The following is a 17604-nucleotide window of genomic DNA, read 5'->3' as shown; positions in this document are numbered from 1 at the left end:
GTCGGGGGCGCGCCCGTCGGCGCGCCCCCGGGAGATCACTTGCCCCAGCAGCTGCTGGTGGCGTCGGCGGACGTGAGGCTGTCGAGGCCCGTCTGCGGCTGATCGGTGACGAGCTGCTGGCCCGTGCTGAAGAAGTCGAGGCCGTCGGTGGGCTTGGGGGCCTCCCCGCCGCGGGCGATCTTCGCGATGGCCTCCATGCCGAGCGAGGCCATCTTCGACGGGTACTGCTGGGCGGTCGCGCCGATGACGCCGTCCTTGACGTAACCGATGCCGGTGCAGCCACCGTCGATCGAGACGATGATGACGTCCTTCTCCTTACCGGCCGCCTTCAGGGCCTGGTAGGCGCCGTACGCGGCGGGCTCGTTGATCGTGTAGACGACGTTGATGTTCGGGTCCTTCGACAGCAGCGTCTCCATGGCGGAGCGGCCGCCGTCTTCGGCGCCCTGGGTGGCCTGGTGGCCGGCGACCGTGTACGAGCCGCCCTTGCCGCCGGTGTAGCTGCCCGAGGCCGCCTCCGAACCGTTCTTGCTGGGATCGGGCACCTCGATGCCCATGCCCTTGAGGAAGCCCTGGTCGCGGGCCGTGTCGACCGTGACGATCTGGTCGCTGAACAGGTCGAGCATGGCGATGTTGGCGTCCTTGCCGTCGAGCTTGGATGCCGTCCACTTGCCGATGAGCTCGCCCGCGGCGAAGTTGTCGGTGGCGAAGGTGATGTCGACCGAGTCGGCCGGGTCGGGAACGGTGTCGAGGGCGATGACGTAGAGGCCGGCCTTGCGCGCCTTCTCGATCTCGTTGATCACGGCGGGACCGTTGGGGGTGATGAGGATGCCCTTGTCGCCGCGCGAGATGGCGTTCTCGATCGCCTGGATCTGGCTGTCGGTGTCGCCGTCCTTCTTGCCGGCGGCGAGGGTCAGCTTGACGTTCGCCTTCTCGGCGTCGGCCTGAGCGGCGTCTTCCATCGACACGAAGTACGGGTTGCTCGTGGTCTTGACGATGAGGGTGACGCCCACCTGCTCGTCCGCTCCGGCGGGGGCGGCGCTGACCGCCGAGCCCGCGGGCGAGGAACAGGCGGACAGCGAGAGCGCGGCGACGGCGGCGATGGAGGCGGCGGCGAAAACGGCGCGGGACTTCGGGTGCAGCGGCATTGGTGTGGTCCTTAGGTGGTCGGGGACTGCTCTGTCGGAAACCGGACTGACAACGGTGTCAGTGACAGGTGTACCGCAGCGGGCTATAGAGTGCAATGACTAATTGATCTGGCGAGTACGGGATGATGACACCGTTATCAGGTAGACCCGATGCGCGTGGGGGATCAGTCACGATCCGCGACGTCGCGCATCATGCCGGCGTCGGGATCAAGACCGTCTCGCGCGTCATCAACAACGAGCCCAACGTGGCCAAGGCGACGGCCGCGCGAATCCGCGCGTCGATCGCCGAACTGCAGTGGGAGCCCGACGCCCACGCGGCGAACCTGCGGCGCATCATGACGCGCACCCAGTCGCTGGGACTCCTGCTCGGCAACGTCGCCAACCCGTTCTCGGCCACGATCCATCGCGCGGTCGAAGACCTGGCCATCCATCGCGACGTCGCGGTGTTCGCCTCGAGCCTCGACGACGACCCCGACCGGGAGGTCGCCGCGATCGCGGCCTTCGTCCGGCGCAAGGTCGACGGACTGATCCTCACCTGCGTGGCGGACAGCCAGCGCTACCTGCAGGACGTGATCCCCGAGAGCATGCCGGTGGTCTTCATCGACCGCGAGCCGACGGATCTGCCGGCCGATCTCGTGCATGCCGACAACGTCGGGGGCACGGCCCTGGCGACCCGGCACGTGCTCGGCTACGGACACCGCACGATCGCGCTGCTGATCGACCGCCACGACATCTGGACGGCCGCCGAACGCGAGCGCGGCTTCCGTCAGGCGGTCGCGGAGTTCTCGCTCCCCGAGTCGTCGACGATCATCGTCCGCGACCTCACCGACCAGGGGGCGGCGGAACGCGCCGTGATGGGGCTGATGGCCCTGCCCACTCCCCCGACCGCGATCGTGAGCGGGCAGAACCTCATCACGATCGGGGCCGTGCACGCGCTGCGCCGACTCGGCCGCCACCACGATGTCGCGCTGATCGGTTTCGACGACGTCGAACTCGCCGACCTGATGGAGCCGGGCATCAGCGTGATCGCCCAGCGCCCGCAGGAGATCGGCGTGCGCGCTGCCGAGATGCTCTTCGAGTCGCTCGACGGCGTCGCGCGCATGACGCCGCGGCGCATCGTCGTGCCCGTCGACCTCATCCCGCGCGGCTCGGGCGAGATCCGTCCGAAGTGAGCCGCGACCGCGTCGAGGGGCCGGCGGCCGAGGACCGCGGAGCCGTTCGAGGGCAAAGAAAAGACCCTCCGCGCACCCGGTAGAGCCTGGTTACCCTTGCTACGTTTCCGTCCTGGGGGAGTTGGCCGGGATACCGCCACGCGGAGAGCCGTCGACTAGCCTACCCGACTCATCGGCGTCTGCCCGCCGCGACCCCCGCCGCACGCGTGACATCCGACGCGAAGACCGCCCTCCCGCGACGGCAAGCGGCTCCTCACGCCTGCAGCGCCAGCGCGGCCGCGCCCAGCAGCGGTCCGTCGCCGTCGAGTCCCGACCCCACGATGCGGCAGCGGCGGGCGTAGGCGTGCAGAGAGGCGGCCTGGGCCGCCGCGCGCACCTGGTCGATGTAGTCGGGCGCGACCTGCGAGAACCCGCCGGCGATGGCCACGGCCTCGAGGTCGCACAGCGTGGCCGCGGCGGCGATCGCCTGCCCGACGGCGGTGGCCGAGCGCCGCACCGCCTGGATGGCGATGTCGTCGCCCGCCGCGTGCGAGGCGGCGAGATCGAGCCCCGTCAGGCCCTCCCACCCCTGGGCGCGGGCCCACGCGACGGTGCCGGGTCCGGCCGCGACGGCTTCGAGGGTCGAGGCGACGACCTCTCCGTCGTCGATGGTGCGCACGAAGATCTGCCCGAGGTGTCCGGCGTTGCCGCTGGCGCCCCGCACGGGCCGGCCGCCCATGACGAAGCCGCCGCCCACGCCCGTCGACACCACGATGGCCATCGCGTCGTCGCAGCCGACCAGCGCTCCGCGCCAGTGCTCGGCGAGGGCGATGCAGGTGCCGTCGAGGGCCAGGTGGATCGGACCGTCGACGAGTCCGTCGAGCACCTCGTCGATCTGCAGGCCCGCGGCCAGGGGAAGGTTCAGCGGCGACACCGACCGCGACGGGAGGTCGACGGGACCGGCGCTGCCCACCCCGATCGCTCCCACGCGGGCGCCAGGCACCGCGGCGAGCGCGGCGACGGCGGCCTCGCGGACGTTGCGGGCGATCTGCGCGCGGTCGGCCTCGCGCCCCGTCGCACGCCGGGCCACGCTCGCGCGCTCGACCTCTCCCTCGACGGACACGAGGGCCGCGTCGACCTTGGTCCCGCCGATGTCGACGGCGAGCACGTGGGTGAACGGGAGGGTGGTCGCGGTGTCGGGCATGGGGCTCCTCGGGCGGATCGACGCCCCCGATCCTAGGGGTGCAGCCGTACGCCGCCTGTGCACCCGGCTCTTTCCGACCCTCCGCACCATGACGCGGGTTACGATCAGGTCACGGCGGCGAGGATGCGCCGCCGCCCTCCACGACACAAGGGATGCCATGGACGAGACGGTCACGCCCGAGGCGACCACGCGGACACGCCGCACCGACACGAGCCCGCGCCCGGGCGTCGACATCGGCCTGGACGCCGCGTCGTTCGCCCAGCTGACCGGCGACATCGTGGCATCCGTCTCGCGGGTGATCGACGGCAAGCCCGATGCCGTGCGCAGCGCCCTCATCGCGTTGCTCGCCGAGGGACACCTGCTCATCGAGGACGTGCCGGGCGTCGGCAAGACCATGCTCGCGCGGGCCCTGGCCGCCACGGTCGACGCCGACGTGCGGCGCATCCAGTTCACTCCCGACCTCCTTCCCGGCGACATCACGGGCGTATCGGTGTTCAACCCGGTGCAGCGGCAGTTCGAGTTCACCCCCGGCGCCGTGTTCGCCAACATCGTGATCGCCGACGAAATCAACCGCTCCTCCCCCAAGACGCAGTCGTCTCTGCTGGAGGCGATGGAGGAGCGTCAGGTCACCGTCGACGGTCGGACCCACGTGCTCCCCTCGCCGTTCCTCGTCGTCGCGACGCAGAACCCCCTCGAGATGGAGGGCACCTACGCGCTGCCCGAGGCGCAGCGCGATCGCTTCCTGCTGCGCATCTCGATGGGGTATCCGGATGCCGCGGCCGAGGCGCTCATGCTGCGCCAGCGCGACAGTGTGAACCCGCTCGACGGGCTGACCCCCGTGGTGACCGCGCGTCAGGTGACGGCGATGATCGCGTGGGCTCGCGGCGTGCACGTCGCGCCCGCGCTCGAGGAGTACGTCGTCGCCCTCGCGCAGGCGACCCGCAGCCATCCCGACATCCGCCTGGGTGCGAGCCCCCGCGCGACCCTGCAGCTCGTGCGCGCGGCGAAGGTGCGCGCGGCCCTCGACGGGCGCGCCTACGTCATCCCCGACGACATCACGGCGCTGCTGTCGCCGGTGTTCGCCCACCGTCTGATCGCCAACCGGTCGGCGGCCGGCGGTCGCGCCGGGGCCGCCGTGGTCGCCGACGCGCTCGAGCGGATCGCCACGAGCGTCCGCGTGCCGCTCGCGCCGCGACCGTGAGGCCGGCCGTGCGCCGCTGGTGGCCGTTCACCGTCCGCGGCACCGGCGCGGTGCTGCTGGCGGTGGCGTCGTTCGTGATCGCCCAGCGCGCCGGCATCCCGGAGTTGTTGTACTTCGCCTCGCTGCTGGCGGCGCTTCTCGCGGCCTCCGGCATCGCTCTGCTGCTCACGCGGGGGGCGGGGTCGGTGACGCGCACGATCACCCCGGAGGTTCCCGAGGTCGGCGCCCGCGCGAGCGTGCTCGTGCGCGCGGGCCTGCAGAGCGCGCTGCCCACGGGTCCCGGTCGCTGGCGCGACGCGCTGCCGTCGGGCCTCTCGGGCCGGGCGGAGGGCGCCTCTCCCGGCCTCTCGTCGACGCTCGCGGGCGCGGGCGGAACGATCGAGGTGCGCTACGAGGTCGTCGGCACGTCGCGCGGCATCCATTCCCTCGGTCCGTTCGAGGTCACCACGACGGATCCCTTCGGCCTGGTGCGGCGGCGGCTCGCCCTCGGGCGCCCCACCGCGGTGACCGTGGGTCCGGCCGTGGTCGACCTCGCTCCCCTGCCCACCGCCTCGGGCGAGGCCGGCGGGTCGCGCCAGACGACGACGATGCAGCTGGGCCAGGGCGCCGACAACCTCGTCGCCCGGCCCTATGCCCCGGGCGATTCGATGCGGCGCATCCACTGGCGGGCGACGGCTCACCGCGACACCCTCATGGTGCGCCAGGAGGAGCAGGAGTCGTCTCCGGCCGCGACCGTCGTCTTCGACCGCGCTCTCTCGCGCTGGTCGCCGCTCGCCGCGCACGCGCCGGGCGCCGATGCGGCCTTCGAGACGGCCGTGAGCGCGTGCGTGTCCGTCATCGCGCGTCTCGTGCACGAGGGCTACACGGTCGACGTGGTCGACAGCGACGGAGCCCTGCTCACGGATCCCGTCGAGGGCGGTGACGACGTCGACGCCCGCCGGACCGCGGCCGGTTTCGCGAGCCTGCGTGCGCGCCCCGACGACCCCTCGCACCGCATCGTGCCCGCCTCGGCCGGCGCGCTGCTGGGCCCGGTCGTGGTGGTGACCGGACGACTGGGGGCCGACGATCGCGCGTCGCTGGGAACCGTGGCGCGACACTCCGCGATGCCGGTGCTGATCGTGGTCGCCGACGAGGGAACCGATGCCGACCTCGACGGCCTCCGCGCCGGCGGATGGCGCGCGGCACTCGTGCGGTCGGGCGGCGAGGTCGCCGCGGCCTGGGACGACGCCATGGAACAGGGGTACTCCCGTGTCGGCTGATCTCACGGTGCTGCGCACCCCGCGTCGACGTCGCGATGCGACGATGCTGACGCTGGGACTGTTCGTCGCCATCGTCTCGGCGATGCTGCCGGTGTTCTCGGTCATCGCGCCGGGCCCCTGGGTCGCCGGTGCCGTCCTCGTGACGGCCGGAGTGCTGGGCGCGGGCCTGCTGGTGCGCATCGCCCGCCTGCCCGCGATCCTCGCCAGCGCGATCGAGCTCGGCGTGTGGGTCGTGCTGCTGACGGTGATCTTCGGTCGCACGACGGCGCTCCTCGGGCTCATCCCCACCCCCGCCACCTTCGCGAGCGTCCCGGGTCTGCTCTCGGGTGCGTCGGAGGAGATCCGCCTCGGCGTCGCCCCCGTCGAGCCGGCCGTCGGCCTGGCTTTCCTGCTCGTGGGAGCGATCGGCGGACTCGCCCTGGTGCTGGATCACGTCGTGCTCACGGCCCGGATGCCGTTGCTCGCCGGCGTCGGTCTCGTCGCGGTCTCGTTGATCCCGACCATCGCGATCCCCTCCGACGTCGACATCGTCGCCTTCGTGCTGCTGGCGGCCTCTCTCCTGTTCCTCCTACGCGTCGACACGCGTGCTCGGGCAATCGCGGCGTCCGACCGGGATCCTGCCCCGCGTCGCCTGGGCGCCTCCTCAACCGCGCTCGGCGTGGCCGCCGTCGCCGTCATCGTCGCCGTGGTCGCCACCCCGCTGCTGCCGCAGCCGGGCCTGCGCTTCGCGACCGGTGGAACGGGCGGTATCGGGACGACGATCAACCCCAACCTCGAACTCGGCAACGACCTGCGCCAGCCGCGCGAGGTCGACGTGCTGACCGTGCGCACGACCGGACCGACCGCCCCGTACCTGCGTGCTGTCACGCTCTCGCGCTTCGACGGCGCCGTGTGGCAACCCGACAGCTCCGACACGGTCCCCGTGCCCCCCGACGGGCCCGTGTTCGACCGCGTGGGCGTCGACCAGGACATCGCGTTGGCCGACTGGTCGACCACGGTCACCGTCGATCAGCTCGACAGCCCGTGGCTGCCCGTGCCCTACCCCGCCTCGACCGTCACGGGTCTGTCAGGCGACTGGCTGGGAATGCCGCAGAACCGCACCGTCGTCACCCGCGCCGGCTCGACGCGCAACCAGGTGTACGAGGTGCAGGCGAACGTGCCCCGCCCGACCCTCGAGCAGATCCGCGCCCGTCAGGTCGGCAGTCCCGACCTCGACCCGGCGCTGAGCTCGTTGCCCCCCGACGTCCCCGCCGTCATCGGCGACACCGCCCGGCAGGTGACGGCCGGCGCGAGCACGTCGTACGACGCGCTCATCGACCTGCAGACGTGGTTCCGCAGCAGCGCGTTCCGTTACTCCCTCGATGCGCCCGTCGAGGCGGGCTTCGACGGGGCGGGGATGGATGCCGTCGCCGATTTCCTGCAGGTGCGCGCCGGCTACTGCGTGCACTACGCCTCGGCGTTCGCGGTGATGGCGCGCTCGCTGGGCATGCCCTCGCGCATCGTCATCGGGTATCTCCCCGGCACGGCCTCGAGCATCCCGCAGCAGGGGGGAACCGAGTACACGGTCACCTCCAGCCAGCTGCACGCCTGGCCCGAGGTGTACTTCCAGGGCATCGGCTGGGTGCCTTTCGAGCCGACCAACAGCCTCGGCGTTCCGACGAACTTCGCCTCCAACTCCACGACCGGCGGGGCCGCCCCCGCGACCCCCGAAGAGGACGCGGCCGTTCCCTCGACGGCTCCGTCGCCGGCGGCGTCGTCGGCGGATCGCGGAGACACCGGAGCGGTGGAGGCGGGAGGCGCGGGCGTGGGCGCCCGCACCGGCACGGCGTGGATCCCGTCCGTCGTCATCGCGCTGGCGCTGCTGCTGCTGGCCGCCGCACCGTCGGTCGTGCGCACCATCGTCCGGCGCCGTCGACTCGCCGCCGCGCGGGCGGGAGACCCGGTGGCCGCGTGGACGGCAATGCGCGAAGACGCCGTCGATCTCGGCATCCCCTCCCCCGCGAGCGTGTCGCCGCGCGCCTACGCCGCCCAGCTCGTCGACGAGCACGGCGTGGACGCCGACGACGTCGATCTGCTCCGCGGAGCGCTCGAAGAGGTCAGCTACGCCGAAACGGCGCCGGATGCCGCAGGGGGACCCGCGCTCGCCGATGCGGTCGAGCGCATCCGCACGCAGTTGGCGTCGGGCGCATCCCGCACCCGGCGCCTCGTGGCGCGCGTCGCGCCGCGCTCCCTCATCGTGCGGCCGGGGGCCGAGGCTCCGGAGCGCGAGACCACCGCCGTCTGACGAGCGAAGAGCGCCACCCCCTGAGGGGTGGCGCTCTTCGTGTGGCGGAAGTGACAGGATTTGAACCTGCGAGGCGAGTTACCCCGCCTACATGGATTCCAGCCATGCTCCTTAGGCCGCTCGGACACACTTCCAAGGGACGATCTTACACGGCGCTCCGGCCCCGCTCGAACCGGCTCCGGGTCGCCGCATCCCCGCAGGCACCGCGAGACTGCATCTCGCTGACAAGCCGGTTGCAGGTTGCGCACGTTTCGTCAGCGAGGTGCAGTCTCAGCGTGATTCGGCCCCCGGTCAGAGCACGCTCTTGGGCAGGCGGTGCAGCGTCACCGCCCCCACAGCGCGGAACGGATGCAGCGGATCGGGCGCCTCCGACCCCGTCGGCCCGCCCAGCTCGCTGTGCACGAGGGCGCTCATGACCGCGTACGCGTCCATCCGGTCCCAGCCGCGCTCGTCGACGAGGTGGTCGAAGACGTCTTCGTAGCCGCGCCGGACGCTCTCCTGCACGGGGTCGCCCAGGCCGACGAAGATCCACTCCTCGTCTGTCTCGACGCGGGGCGCGCGCAGAGCGGCATCCGGGATCACCTCGACCGAGACGACGGCCACCCCCGCCGCCTCGATCGCGACGAACGACGACTCGCCGCGGGCCATCACGGCGTGGATGTCGCCGATCGACAGCAGAGCCCCCTCGACCTCGACGGGCAGGTACACCGTCGCGCCCGGGGCGACGTCGGTGAGGTCCATGTTGCCGCCGAGCGCGGTCGTGGGCATGACGGTGGAATTCTGCCCCGTCGCCGGCGCCGTTCCGATGCACCCGATCATCGGGCGGGCGGGCACCACGTGCCGCTCGGTGAGGTGCACGCCGGCGGCATCGATCGGGATGCGCCGACTGACGACGTGATCGGGCATGCGGTGCTGCAGCGCTCCGGCGCCGGGGAGGCTCTGCGACCAGCCGTAGTCGCCCAGGCGGATCTCGTGCACGTGCACCGCGAGGGCGTCGCCCGGCTTCGCCCCCTCCACGTACACGGGGCCCGTCACCGGGTTGATCGGCGCCTCGAGGGCAGCGAGATCACCGTGGTCGTGCAGCTCGGCGTACACCGCATCGTCGGTCTCGAACGCGATCCTCTCGCCGGTCCCGGGACGGATGCGCAGCACCGGGGGCACCGCGGCGTCGTACCCCGGGCGACCGTGCTCTGTGCCGAGCCGGTGCTCGACGGTCATCGGGACGCCACCTCTCCCCCGCCCTCTCCGGCGGTCGCCGTGGCGTGCTCGGGCAGGGGTCCGGTGGCCCCGCCGCTCTTGCGGGCGAAGATCACGTAGACGATCGCGCCGACGACCAGCCACACGATGCCGCCGATCTTGGCGGTCATGTCGGCGTTGAGCAGCACGTACCCGATGATCAGGAAGCCGACCAGCGGCACCACGAGGTGGAGCAGGTAGTTCTTCGACTTCTTCTTGCCGAGGTAGTACGCCGCGACCGACACGTGCAGCAGCATGAAGCCGAGCAGGGCGCCGAAGTTCACCAGCGACGAGATCACCGCGATCTGACCGACGAAGAACAGCACCAGCACGAGCGAGATCGCGCTCACCAGCAGGATCGCCGCCATCGGCACCTGGCGCGAGGTGACCTTCGAGAGGAAGGCGGGAAGGCGCCGGTCGCGGCTCATCGAGTAGAGCAGGCGCGAGGTCGCCGCCTGGGCTGCGATCGCGTTGGCGATGCCGACCGCGATGACGTTGACCGCGAGGAAGGCGGTCGCCCACCCGCTGCCGGCGGCCTTGGCCACGAGCAGGAAGAAGGCGTTGTTGACCTCATCGTCGCCGAAGGCGATCGTGCCGGCGGCGAGCGCGCTGGCGAACCAGGTCTGCGCGATGAAGAGCACCGCGACCACGAGCAGCGCGATGATCATGGCGCGGCCGCCGGACTTCCGGTCACCCGTGGACTCCTCGGCCATCGTGGAGATGCCGTCGAAGCCGAGGAAGCTCAGCACCGCGATCGAGAGGGCGGTGGCGATGAGCGCGGGGTTGACCTTCTCGGCATCCCACAGCGGAGCCATGGTGAACTCCGCGCCGGGGATCGTGCCGGACGACAGGGCGACCATCGCGATCACGACGAAGATCACCACGAAGGCGAGCTGGATCGCGAGCATCACCCGGTTCGCGATCTTGATCGATCCGATGCCGAGCACATTGATGACGGTGTTGATGATGACGAACGACACGGCCCAGATCCACTGCGGGACGTCGGGGAAGATGCCGGCCATCGAGGAGGCGGCGAACACGTACAGCAGCGTCGGCACGAGCAGGTAGTCGAGCAGGATCGCCCACCCCGCGAAGAAGCCCACCGTGGGGTGCAGACCCCGACCGACGTACGAGAAGACGGAACCGGCGATCGGGAACGCCTTCGACATCTGCGCGTAGGCGAGGGCGGTGAAGATCATCGCGATCACGCCGGTGAGGTAGACCAGCGGCACCATGCCGCTCGCGGCGTTGAACACCACGCCGAAGATCGCCCAGGGCGCGATGGGCACCATGAAGACGAGACCGTAGACCACGAGGTCGAAGGTGGACATGGAGCGCTTGAGCTCCTGCTTGTAGCCGAACGACTCCAGCGACTGCTGGGCCTCGGGGGCGGGGTGCGACATCGGGTCTCCTGGTTCGGGTGGGGTGGGGCGGGTGTCAGGGAAGGGGCGCGAGGAAGTCGGCGATGACCGTGCGGAAGGCGTCGGGCATCTCGAGGTGGGTGCAGTGGCTCGCCCCGGCGAACACGTGCGAGCGGGCGCCGGGGATGTGCGCGACGAAGGGCTCCCACGTCTCGGGGGTGGCCTCGTCGAACTCGCCGGCGACGACCAGCGTGGGCACGGCGATGTGGGGAAGGCGGTCGATGATCGTCCAGTCGCGACCCGTGCCGACGACGTGGAACTCGTTCGGCCCGTTCATCGTGAAGTAGACGGTGGGGTCGGCGAGCATCTGCTGCTCGCTGTCGACGAAGTCCTGCGGCATCGGCGTGACGCGGCACACGTGGCGCTCGTAGAAGACACGGGTGGCCTCGGCGTACTCGGGGTCGTCGAGGGTGCCGGCGGCCTCGTGCCGGTCGAGGGCGTCGCGGGCGTCTTCGGGGAGCTCGGCGCGCAGTCGCGCTGCTCCCGCGAGCCAGAGGGCCATGGATGCCGGGGAGTTGCAGATCGCCAGGCTTCGCAGCCCCGCGGGCTGACGCACGGCGATCTCGGCGCCGAGCATGCCGCCCCACGACTGACCGAGCACGTGGTACTCGTCGAAGCCGAGCGCTTCGCGCAGGTTGTGGAACTCATCGACGAACAGCTGCGGCACCCACTGGGAGGCCGGGGCGTCGGGGTGGTGGGAGCTCTTGCCGCACCCGATCTGGTCGTAGTGCACGACGGTGCGACCGGTCAGCTCCGCGAGGGCGTCGAGGTTCGAGACGTAGTTGTGCGCCATCCCGGGGCCCCCGTGGAGCACGAACAGGGGCGCGGCGCCGGTGGGCTCGGTCGGTTCGGTGAGGCGGGCCCAAGTGAAGCCGTCGCGGAAGGGAACGGTGATCTCGCGTTGCGTGGAGCGGTGCATGCAGTCATCGTGGACCCGTTAAAGGTGCGTTGGCAAACCTTTTCTGCGGAATTAACATGGGAGAAACGACGGGAGCCCATGGCCGACACCGACGACGCCTCTCTGGTGGAGCGCGTGACCGAGCGACTGATCACCGCCGTGGCGGTGGGCGAGTTCCTCCCGGGCACCCGTCTTCCCGCCGAGCGCGACCTCTCTCCCCTCCTGGGCGTCGGACGCACCACGGTGCGCGCGGCCCTCGACGATCTGTCGACACGCGGCCTGATCGAACGGCGTCGCGGCCGGGGCGGGGGCACGTTCGTCGCCGAGGACTGGCCCGCCTCGATCGTGGTCGGCGTCGACCGGTGGTTCGAGGAGCGCTGGAGCGACCTCGTCGACGCGTGCACGGCGAGCTCGATGCTGCACTCCGCGCTCGCCCGGCTGGCCGCCGAGCGGCGCACCGACGCCGACATCACCGCGATGCGGGGCCGCCTCGACGACTTCCACGCCGCGGAGTCGGGCGACCCGAAGCAGCGCGCCGACAGCCTGCTGCACCTCGCCATCATCGACGCCGCGCACAACACCGCGCTGCGCGACATCCTGCTCGAGCACGAGCGACACCTCTCGCTGTCGGCCCCGGCGCACCCCTGGGGCGATCGCGGAAGTCACCTCCGCATGGAGACGCGCGCCGCCCGCGAGCACGACGCGATCGTCGACGCGATCGTGCAGGCCACCCCCGACGAGGCCGCCGAGCTCGCGCGCCGACACGTGCAGATCGACCTCGAGCTGTTCACCGAGGCGCGCGAGTTCGCCCGTCGACGTGCCGCCGAGGCCGCCGCCGGTTGAGCCCGCGCCCACACGCGCCCGCCTCACGCCACGATCACCGCGAGACTGCATCTCGCTGACACGTCCGTTTGCAGACTGCGGCCGTTTCGTCGGCGAGATGCAGTTTCGGCGCGATCAGGCCTCGCGCAGACGCTCCTCGAGACCGGCGCGCACCGTGGGCCACTCGTCGCGCAGGATCGAGAAGTACAGCGTGTCGGCCACGCTGCCGTCGGGAGCGATGCGGTGCTGTCGCAGGCGCCCCTCGCGGGTGGCCCCGAGACGCTCGATGGCGCGAGCGCTGCGCTCGTTGCGGGCATCGCACCGCAGCGCCACGCGATTGACACCCCACGCCTCGAACGCGTGGGTGAGCAGCAGCATCTTCGCGGCGGGATTGGTGCGACCGCCCTGGAATGCCCGGCCGTACCAGGTCGTCCCGATCTCGACCCGCCCCTGCGCGGGCACGTACTCGTAGAACGTCGTGGCGCCGCGGACCTCGTCGGTCTCGGCATCCCGCGCCGTGAAGGCGTACAGACCGGGCGTCGCACGCTGCTGCTCGACGCGCGCAGCGTAGGCCTCGACCGAGTCCGCCCAGGGCGTGGTCATGCGACTCCAGAGCTCCGGGTCGGTCAGCGGCCACGCCTCGGCCGCGTCGTCGGCTCGAGCCGGGGAGAGACGGATGCCATGGCCCTCCAGGACGATGTCGTGCGCGGTCATCGCGCCTCCAGCTGAGCGACGAACTCGTCTGCGGCGGCGACCTTGCGACGGAGGTCCTCTCGCCGCTGGAGCGCCTCGTCGCGGATGTCGGCGAACCGCACGCGCAGCGCCTCGTCGGAGGGATCGGCTTCGAGCCCGTCGACCACCGAGAGCAGCTCCCCCATCTGCTCGAGGGAGTAGCCGAGCGGCTTCATGCGGCGGATGAGGAGCAGGCGCGACTCGTCGTCGGCGGTGTACAGCCGGAAGCCGCCTTCGCTGCGGGCCGAGGGACGCAGCAGGCCGATCTCGTCGTAGTGGCGGAGCGTGCGGATGGACAGCCCCGTCCGCTCGGCGAGCTCGCCGATCTGCATCGGTCGCACGTCGACCATGGCCTCCCCGATCCCGCAACCCTCTCGTTACGGTAGAGTTCACTCCGTCGCGATCGCGACCCCCCTATTCTTCCCCGCGCCGACGCGGGTCCCCTCCCCACCTCCTGGAGACTCTCCATGACCTCTGCCCTCACGCGCCCGCGCACCGAGCCCACCGTCCTGCAGGCACTTCGCTCCCCCCGCCTCCTCACCCGCGAGGTGCTGGCCGGGCTCGTCGTCGCCATCGCCCTCATCCCCGAGGCGATCGCGTTCTCGATCATCGCCGGCGTCGACCCGCGCCTGGGCCTGTTCTCGTCGTTCGTCATGGCGGTCGCCATCTCGTTCCTCGGCGGACGCCCCGCGATGATCTCGGCCGCCACCGGCGCGATCGCCCTCGTCATCGCCCCCGTCGCCCGCGAGCACGGGGTCGACTACCTGCTCGCGACGGTGATCCTCGGCGGCATCCTGCAGGTGATCCTCGGCCTGCTCGGCGTGGCCAAGCTCATGCGCTACATCCCGCGCAGCGTCATGGTCGGCTTCGTCAACGCCCTCGCGATCCTCATCTTCACGGCGCAGGTGCCGCAGCTGATCGGCGTGCCGTGGGCGGTCTATCCGATCGCCGCCGCGGGACTCGCGATCATGTACCTGCTGCCGCGCCTGACCAAGGTCGTGCCCGCCCCGCTCGTGGCGATCGTGCTGCTGACCGGCGCCGTCGTCGTCTTCGGCATCTCGGTGCCCACCGTCGGCGACCAGGGCGCCCTTCCCGAGAGCCTGCCCGCGCTGCTCGTGCCCAACGTCCCGTTGACGGGAGAAACCCTCGCGATCATCTTCCCGTTCGCGATCGCCATGGCCATCGTCGGACTGCTCGAGTCGCTCATGACCGCGGCCCTGGTCGACGACATCACCGACACCCCCTCCTCGAAGACGCGCGAGTCGCTCGGTCAGGGCGCGGCCAACGTGCTGTCGGGCCTGTTCGGCGGAATGGGCGGGTGCGCGATGATCGGCCAGACGATGATCAACGTCAAGGCGTCGGGGGCCCGCACGCGCATCTCGACCTTCCTCGCGGGCGTCTTCCTGCTGATCCTCGTGCTCGCGTTCGGCGACGTCGTCGCGATCATCCCGATGGCGGTGCTCGTGGCCGTCATGATCGTCGTCTCGGTCGCCACCTTCGACTGGCACAGCATCCGCCCGTCGACTCTGCGCCGGATGCCGGTGAGCGAGACGATCGTCATGGTGCTCACCGTCGCCGTGACGGTGTGGACGCACAACCTCGCCATCGGCGTCGGTGTCGGCGTGATCGCCGCCGCCGTGCTCTTCGCCCGCCGCGTCGCGAGCCTCACCCGCGTCACGCGCGAAGTCGGCGCCGACGTCGCCCGCTACACCGTGGAGGGCGAGCTGTTCTTCGCCTCGAGCAACGACCTCACGACGAAGTTCGCGTACCACGACGACCCCTCGCGGGTGGTCATCGACCTGTCGCTCTCGCACGTGTGGGACGCCTCGACGGTCGCCGCCCTCGATGCGGTGCGCACGAAGTACGCGCACGTGGGCACCACGGTCGAGCTGGTGGGCATGAACGACCACGCCGCGCGCTTCCACGACCGCCTCAGCGGAGAGCTCGGCGCGGGGCACTGACCCGGCGCGGGCGAACGACCCGGCGCGGGCGACCGCCCCGCGTCAGGAGCGCAGCGTCGTGGAGGGCGTCTCGCCGAACTCGCCGCGGTACATCGCCGCGAACCGGCCGAGGTTCGAGAAGCCCCAGCGCGCTGCGATCGCGGCGACGGTGTCGACCGACGGGTCGGCGCTGCGCAGCTCGGCGCGCGCGGCGTCGAGACGCACCCGGCGCAGGTACTGCATGGGCGTGCGACCCGTCGCGGCGCGGAAGGCGTACTGCAGCCCGCGGGGCGACAGACGCGCCGCCTGGGCGATGTCGGCGAGCACCACGGGCTCCGCGGCGTGCGCTTCGACGTACGCCTTGGCGCGGCGCACGGGAGCGGGCAGCGGCCGCGAGGGTCGACCCGCCGCGAGGGCGTCGGTGAAGGTGGTCGGGAAGGCCAGCAGCGACGCCTCGAGCATGAGGGTGCGCGCCTGCTGCTCGATGAGCGGGGTGCGCTCGGGCGAGCGCAGCAGCACGTCGCGCGTGTACTCCCACGTGCGCGACCAGTAGCGCATGCGCTGCTCGCTCACCGGGGCGTGGCCCGTAGCGCGCACGCGCAAAGTGTCATCGCCCGAGAGGCGACGCGCGGCCTCGTCGAAGTCGGTGCGCGAGAACGAGACGGCGGTGCCGGCGATCCTCCCCGTGAAGGCGATCTCGAGGGGACGATCGACCACCATGAACGGCACGGCGGCGTCGATGCGCTCGCGGCGGTAGGTCGCCGAGACCCGGGGGCCGGCGATGCGCCCGACGACGACCTGGTCGAGCGGGTCGGATTCTACGAGCATGGTGGAGCCGATCGTGTAGTCGCAGAACGCGAACCCCGGCTCGGATGCCGCGTGCCAGGTGAGCGCCGGCTGGATCGCCTCGGCCCGCGAGATGCGTGCGCCGGGGACGACCGTCTGCCACAGGTGCTCGACGGTCTCGGCGTCTCGCGTCTCGATGTTCGTATGCTCCACGAAGTGTCCTCATTCGTCCGGGATCGACGGCGATAACCGGCGCGATAGCGCAGGTGAATGCGGGAACGCTCCCACGCAGTCGATACGACGAATGCGAATTTCGCGGATGCCCCCCATCCGTCTTTCACCGTATCTTTCCTGCGGGCATTCATGCGCATTTCGACTTGATCAGCCATAAAATGAAGCACTCAATACAGAATGCGCATTCGCGTGAGTAGTCCTCGGCCAGCGGAGACATGACCCGTGCGAGGCCATAATGGGAGGGTGACGCCGCCCGGCGCCCCGCCCGCCGAAGGGACCCGCATGCCGTTCCGCACCATGGCGACCCTGCAGACCTGGGTCGACGACTTCCGCGCAATGGGGTACGACCACGCGGAGATCCTCCGGGTGATCCCCCAGGACGGCGACGACGGCTCCGACACGGGTCTGATCGCCGCGCAGCTGCGCAGCGTGTCGACGACGTTCTTCATCTCCCCCGGCCCCGAACAGGGATCCACGGAGTGGGCCGTCACCTTCGAACCGCGCGAAGACGCCGCACCGCTGCCCGCCGGACGCGTCATGGCACTGTCGGGCGAACTCGCGACGCTCAGCGCTCTGTGCTCGTTCCTGCAGGCGCGCTCCGAGGCGTTCGTCGCACGCTCCTGACCCGACCCCTCGTCGGCGGCGGGGTTCGCGGGCGATCCGGACGGTCGCCGGCGCTCAGTTCTCGGTGGCCCCGATGAGCTGACCGATCACCCGCGCGGCGATGGCCGCATCTGCGGGGTCGAGATCGGCGACGGCCTTCTCGATGCCCGCGTCGAACGCGCGCAGGTGGCACCAAGGCTCGGCGTCGAGATCGACGGTCGCGGTGATGTGGTTGACGCGGCGGTCGTCGTCGTCGAGATCGCGGCGCACGGCGCCGCGCTGCACGAGGCGGTCGATGAGGGTCGTGACGCCAGCCGAGGTGATGCCCAGGTGGTCGCGCACGTGCGAGGGACGGGCGCCCGGGTTCTCGGCGACGAACATGAGCGCGCGCGCGTCGAGCTCGTTGAGCGAGAGGACGCGCCGCGCTTCCGCGGCCGCCGTGCGGCGAGCCTCACCGTAGGCGAGCAGTGCGCGGCTCAGGTCCGACCCCGGCGAGGGGGGCGTCGAAGCACCGGTAGACGTCTGCACGAGGCACGATCGTACTCACTGCAACCCAGAGCGCCGCCCGCTTGCGCCCGCGCGCCGTCATCGTGAGCTTTCCCGGGGGCTCGCACGGACGGCTGCCGCCGACGTCCGCCCGGTGCGAGGCCGGACACCGCGCTCCGCGCCTCGAGGCGCCGGGCATGCG

The 17604-nt window shown here is 71.3% G+C and carries 16 protein-coding genes, 1 tRNA gene and 1 other RNA gene; 7 read left to right on the top strand and 11 right to left on the bottom strand.

Translation table 11 applies throughout. The features are described from left to right. Positions 1–35: 35 nt before the first annotated feature. Entirely contained in the window at positions 36–1145 is a 1110-nt protein-coding gene (locus tag ABXS86_RS15140) for a substrate-binding domain-containing protein (protein WP_353665006.1), read from the bottom strand. A 122-nt stretch (positions 1146–1267) separates the two neighbouring features. Here ABXS86_RS15140 and ABXS86_RS15135 point away from each other — a divergent pair, with 122 nt between their 5' ends. Further along, positions 1268–2317, top strand: coding sequence for a LacI family DNA-binding transcriptional regulator (locus ABXS86_RS15135; RefSeq protein ID WP_353665005.1), 1050 nt, complete (start codon positions 1268–1270; stop codon positions 2315–2317). Positions 2318–2373: 56 nt separating this feature from the next. Here ABXS86_RS15135 and ffs read toward each other — a convergent pair. Next, an RNA gene (gene ffs / locus ABXS86_RS15130) (signal recognition particle sRNA small type) lies at positions 2374–2470 on the bottom strand. 100 nt (positions 2471–2570) lie between these two features. Next, positions 2571–3500, bottom strand: a complete 930-nt coding sequence (locus ABXS86_RS15125) for an ROK family protein (protein ID WP_353665004.1) — start codon at positions 3498–3500, stop codon at positions 2571–2573. 157 nt (positions 3501–3657) lie between these two features. Here ABXS86_RS15125 and ABXS86_RS15120 point away from each other — a divergent pair, with 157 nt between their 5' ends. From ABXS86_RS15120 to ABXS86_RS15110, 3 genes are read left to right on the top strand one after another with little or no spacing between them, the layout of a single operon-like run. Further along, positions 3658–4701: an AAA family ATPase gene (locus ABXS86_RS15120; protein ID WP_353665003.1), complete on the top strand. Its 1044-nt coding sequence runs from the start codon at positions 3658–3660 to the stop codon at positions 4699–4701. An 8-nt stretch (positions 4702–4709) separates the two neighbouring features. Then, positions 4710–5960: a DUF58 domain-containing protein gene (locus ABXS86_RS15115; RefSeq protein WP_353665002.1), complete on the top strand. Its 1251-nt coding sequence runs from the start codon at positions 4710–4712 to the stop codon at positions 5958–5960. After that, on the top strand, positions 5950–8244 hold the full coding sequence (locus tag ABXS86_RS15110) for a DUF3488 and DUF4129 domain-containing transglutaminase family protein (protein WP_353665001.1): 2295 nt from the start codon (positions 5950–5952) through the stop codon (positions 8242–8244). The genes ABXS86_RS15115 and ABXS86_RS15110 overlap by 11 nt, the downstream gene beginning before the upstream one ends. Before the next feature lie 42 nt (positions 8245–8286). On the opposite strand, the gene ABXS86_RS15105 is transcribed toward ABXS86_RS15110, so the two are convergent. The 4 genes from ABXS86_RS15105 to ABXS86_RS15090 all read right to left on the bottom strand — a co-directional run bounded on the left by ABXS86_RS15105 (position 8287) and on the right by ABXS86_RS15090 (position 11820). Further along, positions 8287–8378, bottom strand: a tRNA-Ser gene (locus ABXS86_RS15105). 157 nt (positions 8379–8535) lie between these two features. Beyond that, positions 8536–9462 carry an acetamidase/formamidase family protein gene (locus ABXS86_RS15100; protein WP_353665000.1) on the bottom strand — a complete coding sequence of 309 codons (927 nt, stop codon included), beginning with the start codon at positions 9460–9462 and terminating at the stop codon, positions 8536–8538. After that, complete coding sequence (locus ABXS86_RS15095) at positions 9459–10883, bottom strand: APC family permease (RefSeq protein ID WP_353664999.1); 1425 nt, start codon at positions 10881–10883, stop codon at positions 9459–9461. The genes ABXS86_RS15100 and ABXS86_RS15095 overlap by 4 nt, the downstream gene beginning before the upstream one ends. A gap of 34 nt (positions 10884–10917) precedes the next feature. Further along, entirely contained in the window at positions 10918–11820 is a 903-nt protein-coding gene (locus ABXS86_RS15090) for a proline iminopeptidase-family hydrolase (protein WP_307213169.1), read from the bottom strand. Positions 11821–11898: 78 nt separating this feature from the next. Between ABXS86_RS15090 and ABXS86_RS15085 the strand changes: the two genes are divergently transcribed. Then, positions 11899–12642 carry a FadR/GntR family transcriptional regulator gene (locus ABXS86_RS15085; protein WP_353664998.1) on the top strand — a complete coding sequence of 248 codons (744 nt, stop codon included), beginning with the start codon at positions 11899–11901 and terminating at the stop codon, positions 12640–12642. Positions 12643–12756: 114 nt separating this feature from the next. Here ABXS86_RS15085 and ABXS86_RS15080 read toward each other — a convergent pair whose 3' ends face one another. Continuing rightward, positions 12757–13335, bottom strand: a complete 579-nt coding sequence (locus ABXS86_RS15080) for a GNAT family N-acetyltransferase (RefSeq protein ID WP_353664997.1) — start codon at positions 13333–13335, stop codon at positions 12757–12759. Then, on the bottom strand, positions 13332–13703 hold the full coding sequence (locus ABXS86_RS15075) for a MerR family transcriptional regulator (protein ID WP_307213174.1): 372 nt from the start codon (positions 13701–13703) through the stop codon (positions 13332–13334). Before ABXS86_RS15075 ends, ABXS86_RS15080 begins: the two co-directional genes overlap by 4 nt. A gap of 117 nt (positions 13704–13820) precedes the next feature. Between ABXS86_RS15075 and ABXS86_RS15070 the strand changes: the two genes are divergently transcribed. Then, positions 13821–15314: a SulP family inorganic anion transporter gene (locus ABXS86_RS15070; protein WP_353664996.1), complete on the top strand. Its 1494-nt coding sequence runs from the start codon at positions 13821–13823 to the stop codon at positions 15312–15314. A 42-nt stretch (positions 15315–15356) separates the two neighbouring features. Here ABXS86_RS15070 and ABXS86_RS15065 read toward each other — a convergent pair whose 3' ends face one another. Then, positions 15357–16292, bottom strand: coding sequence for an AraC family transcriptional regulator (locus ABXS86_RS15065; protein WP_353664995.1), 936 nt, complete (start codon positions 16290–16292; stop codon positions 15357–15359). Positions 16293–16595: 303 nt separating this feature from the next. On the opposite strand from ABXS86_RS15065, the gene ABXS86_RS15060 reads away from it, so the two are divergent. Then, positions 16596–16937 carry a hypothetical protein gene (locus tag ABXS86_RS15060; RefSeq protein ID WP_353664994.1) on the top strand — a complete coding sequence of 114 codons (342 nt, stop codon included), beginning with the start codon at positions 16596–16598 and terminating at the stop codon, positions 16935–16937. 54 nt (positions 16938–16991) lie between these two features. Here ABXS86_RS15060 and ABXS86_RS15055 read toward each other — a convergent pair whose 3' ends face one another. Continuing rightward, positions 16992–17444 carry a MarR family transcriptional regulator gene (locus ABXS86_RS15055; RefSeq protein ID WP_353664993.1) on the bottom strand — a complete coding sequence of 151 codons (453 nt, stop codon included), beginning with the start codon at positions 17442–17444 and terminating at the stop codon, positions 16992–16994. Between the last annotated feature and the right edge of the window lie 160 nt (positions 17445–17604).

This window comes from Microbacterium sp. che218, assembly GCF_040436305.1.
GTDB classification, from domain to species: domain Bacteria; phylum Actinomycetota; class Actinomycetes; order Actinomycetales; family Microbacteriaceae; genus Microbacterium; species Microbacterium algihabitans.
Note: the sequence above shows the minus strand (reverse complement) of the source record. Positions and strands in the feature narration are given on the sequence as shown.

What these genes read in the sequence shown, in the direction of transcription:
- ABXS86_RS15125 (WP_353665004.1), bottom strand. Translation starts at nt 3,500, where the DNA reads ATGCCCGACACCGCGACCACCCTCCCGTTCACCCACGTGCTCGCCGTC.
- ABXS86_RS15095 (WP_353664999.1), bottom strand. Translation starts at nt 10,883, where the DNA reads ATGTCGCACCCCGCCCCCGAGGCCCAGCAGTCGCTGGAGTCGTTCGGC.
- ABXS86_RS15120 (WP_353665003.1), top strand. Translation starts at nt 3,658, where the DNA reads ATGGACGAGACGGTCACGCCCGAGGCGACCACGCGGACACGCCGCACC.
- ABXS86_RS15080 (WP_353664997.1), bottom strand. Translation starts at nt 13,335, where the DNA reads ATGACCGCGCACGACATCGTCCTGGAGGGCCATGGCATCCGTCTCTCC.
- ABXS86_RS15085 (WP_353664998.1), top strand. Translation starts at nt 11,899, where the DNA reads ATGGCCGACACCGACGACGCCTCTCTGGTGGAGCGCGTGACCGAGCGA.
- ABXS86_RS15135 (WP_353665005.1), top strand. Translation starts at nt 1,268, where the DNA reads ATGATGACACCGTTATCAGGTAGACCCGATGCGCGTGGGGGATCAGTC.
- ABXS86_RS15070 (WP_353664996.1), top strand. Translation starts at nt 13,821, where the DNA reads ATGACCTCTGCCCTCACGCGCCCGCGCACCGAGCCCACCGTCCTGCAG.
- ABXS86_RS15140 (WP_353665006.1), bottom strand. Translation starts at nt 1,145, where the DNA reads ATGCCGCTGCACCCGAAGTCCCGCGCCGTTTTCGCCGCCGCCTCCATC.
- ABXS86_RS15090 (WP_307213169.1), bottom strand. Translation starts at nt 11,820, where the DNA reads ATGCACCGCTCCACGCAACGCGAGATCACCGTTCCCTTCCGCGACGGC.
- ABXS86_RS15075 (WP_307213174.1), bottom strand. Translation starts at nt 13,703, where the DNA reads ATGGTCGACGTGCGACCGATGCAGATCGGCGAGCTCGCCGAGCGGACG.
- ABXS86_RS15100 (WP_353665000.1), bottom strand. Translation starts at nt 9,462, where the DNA reads ATGACCGTCGAGCACCGGCTCGGCACAGAGCACGGTCGCCCGGGGTAC.
- ABXS86_RS15060 (WP_353664994.1), top strand. Translation starts at nt 16,596, where the DNA reads ATGCCGTTCCGCACCATGGCGACCCTGCAGACCTGGGTCGACGACTTC.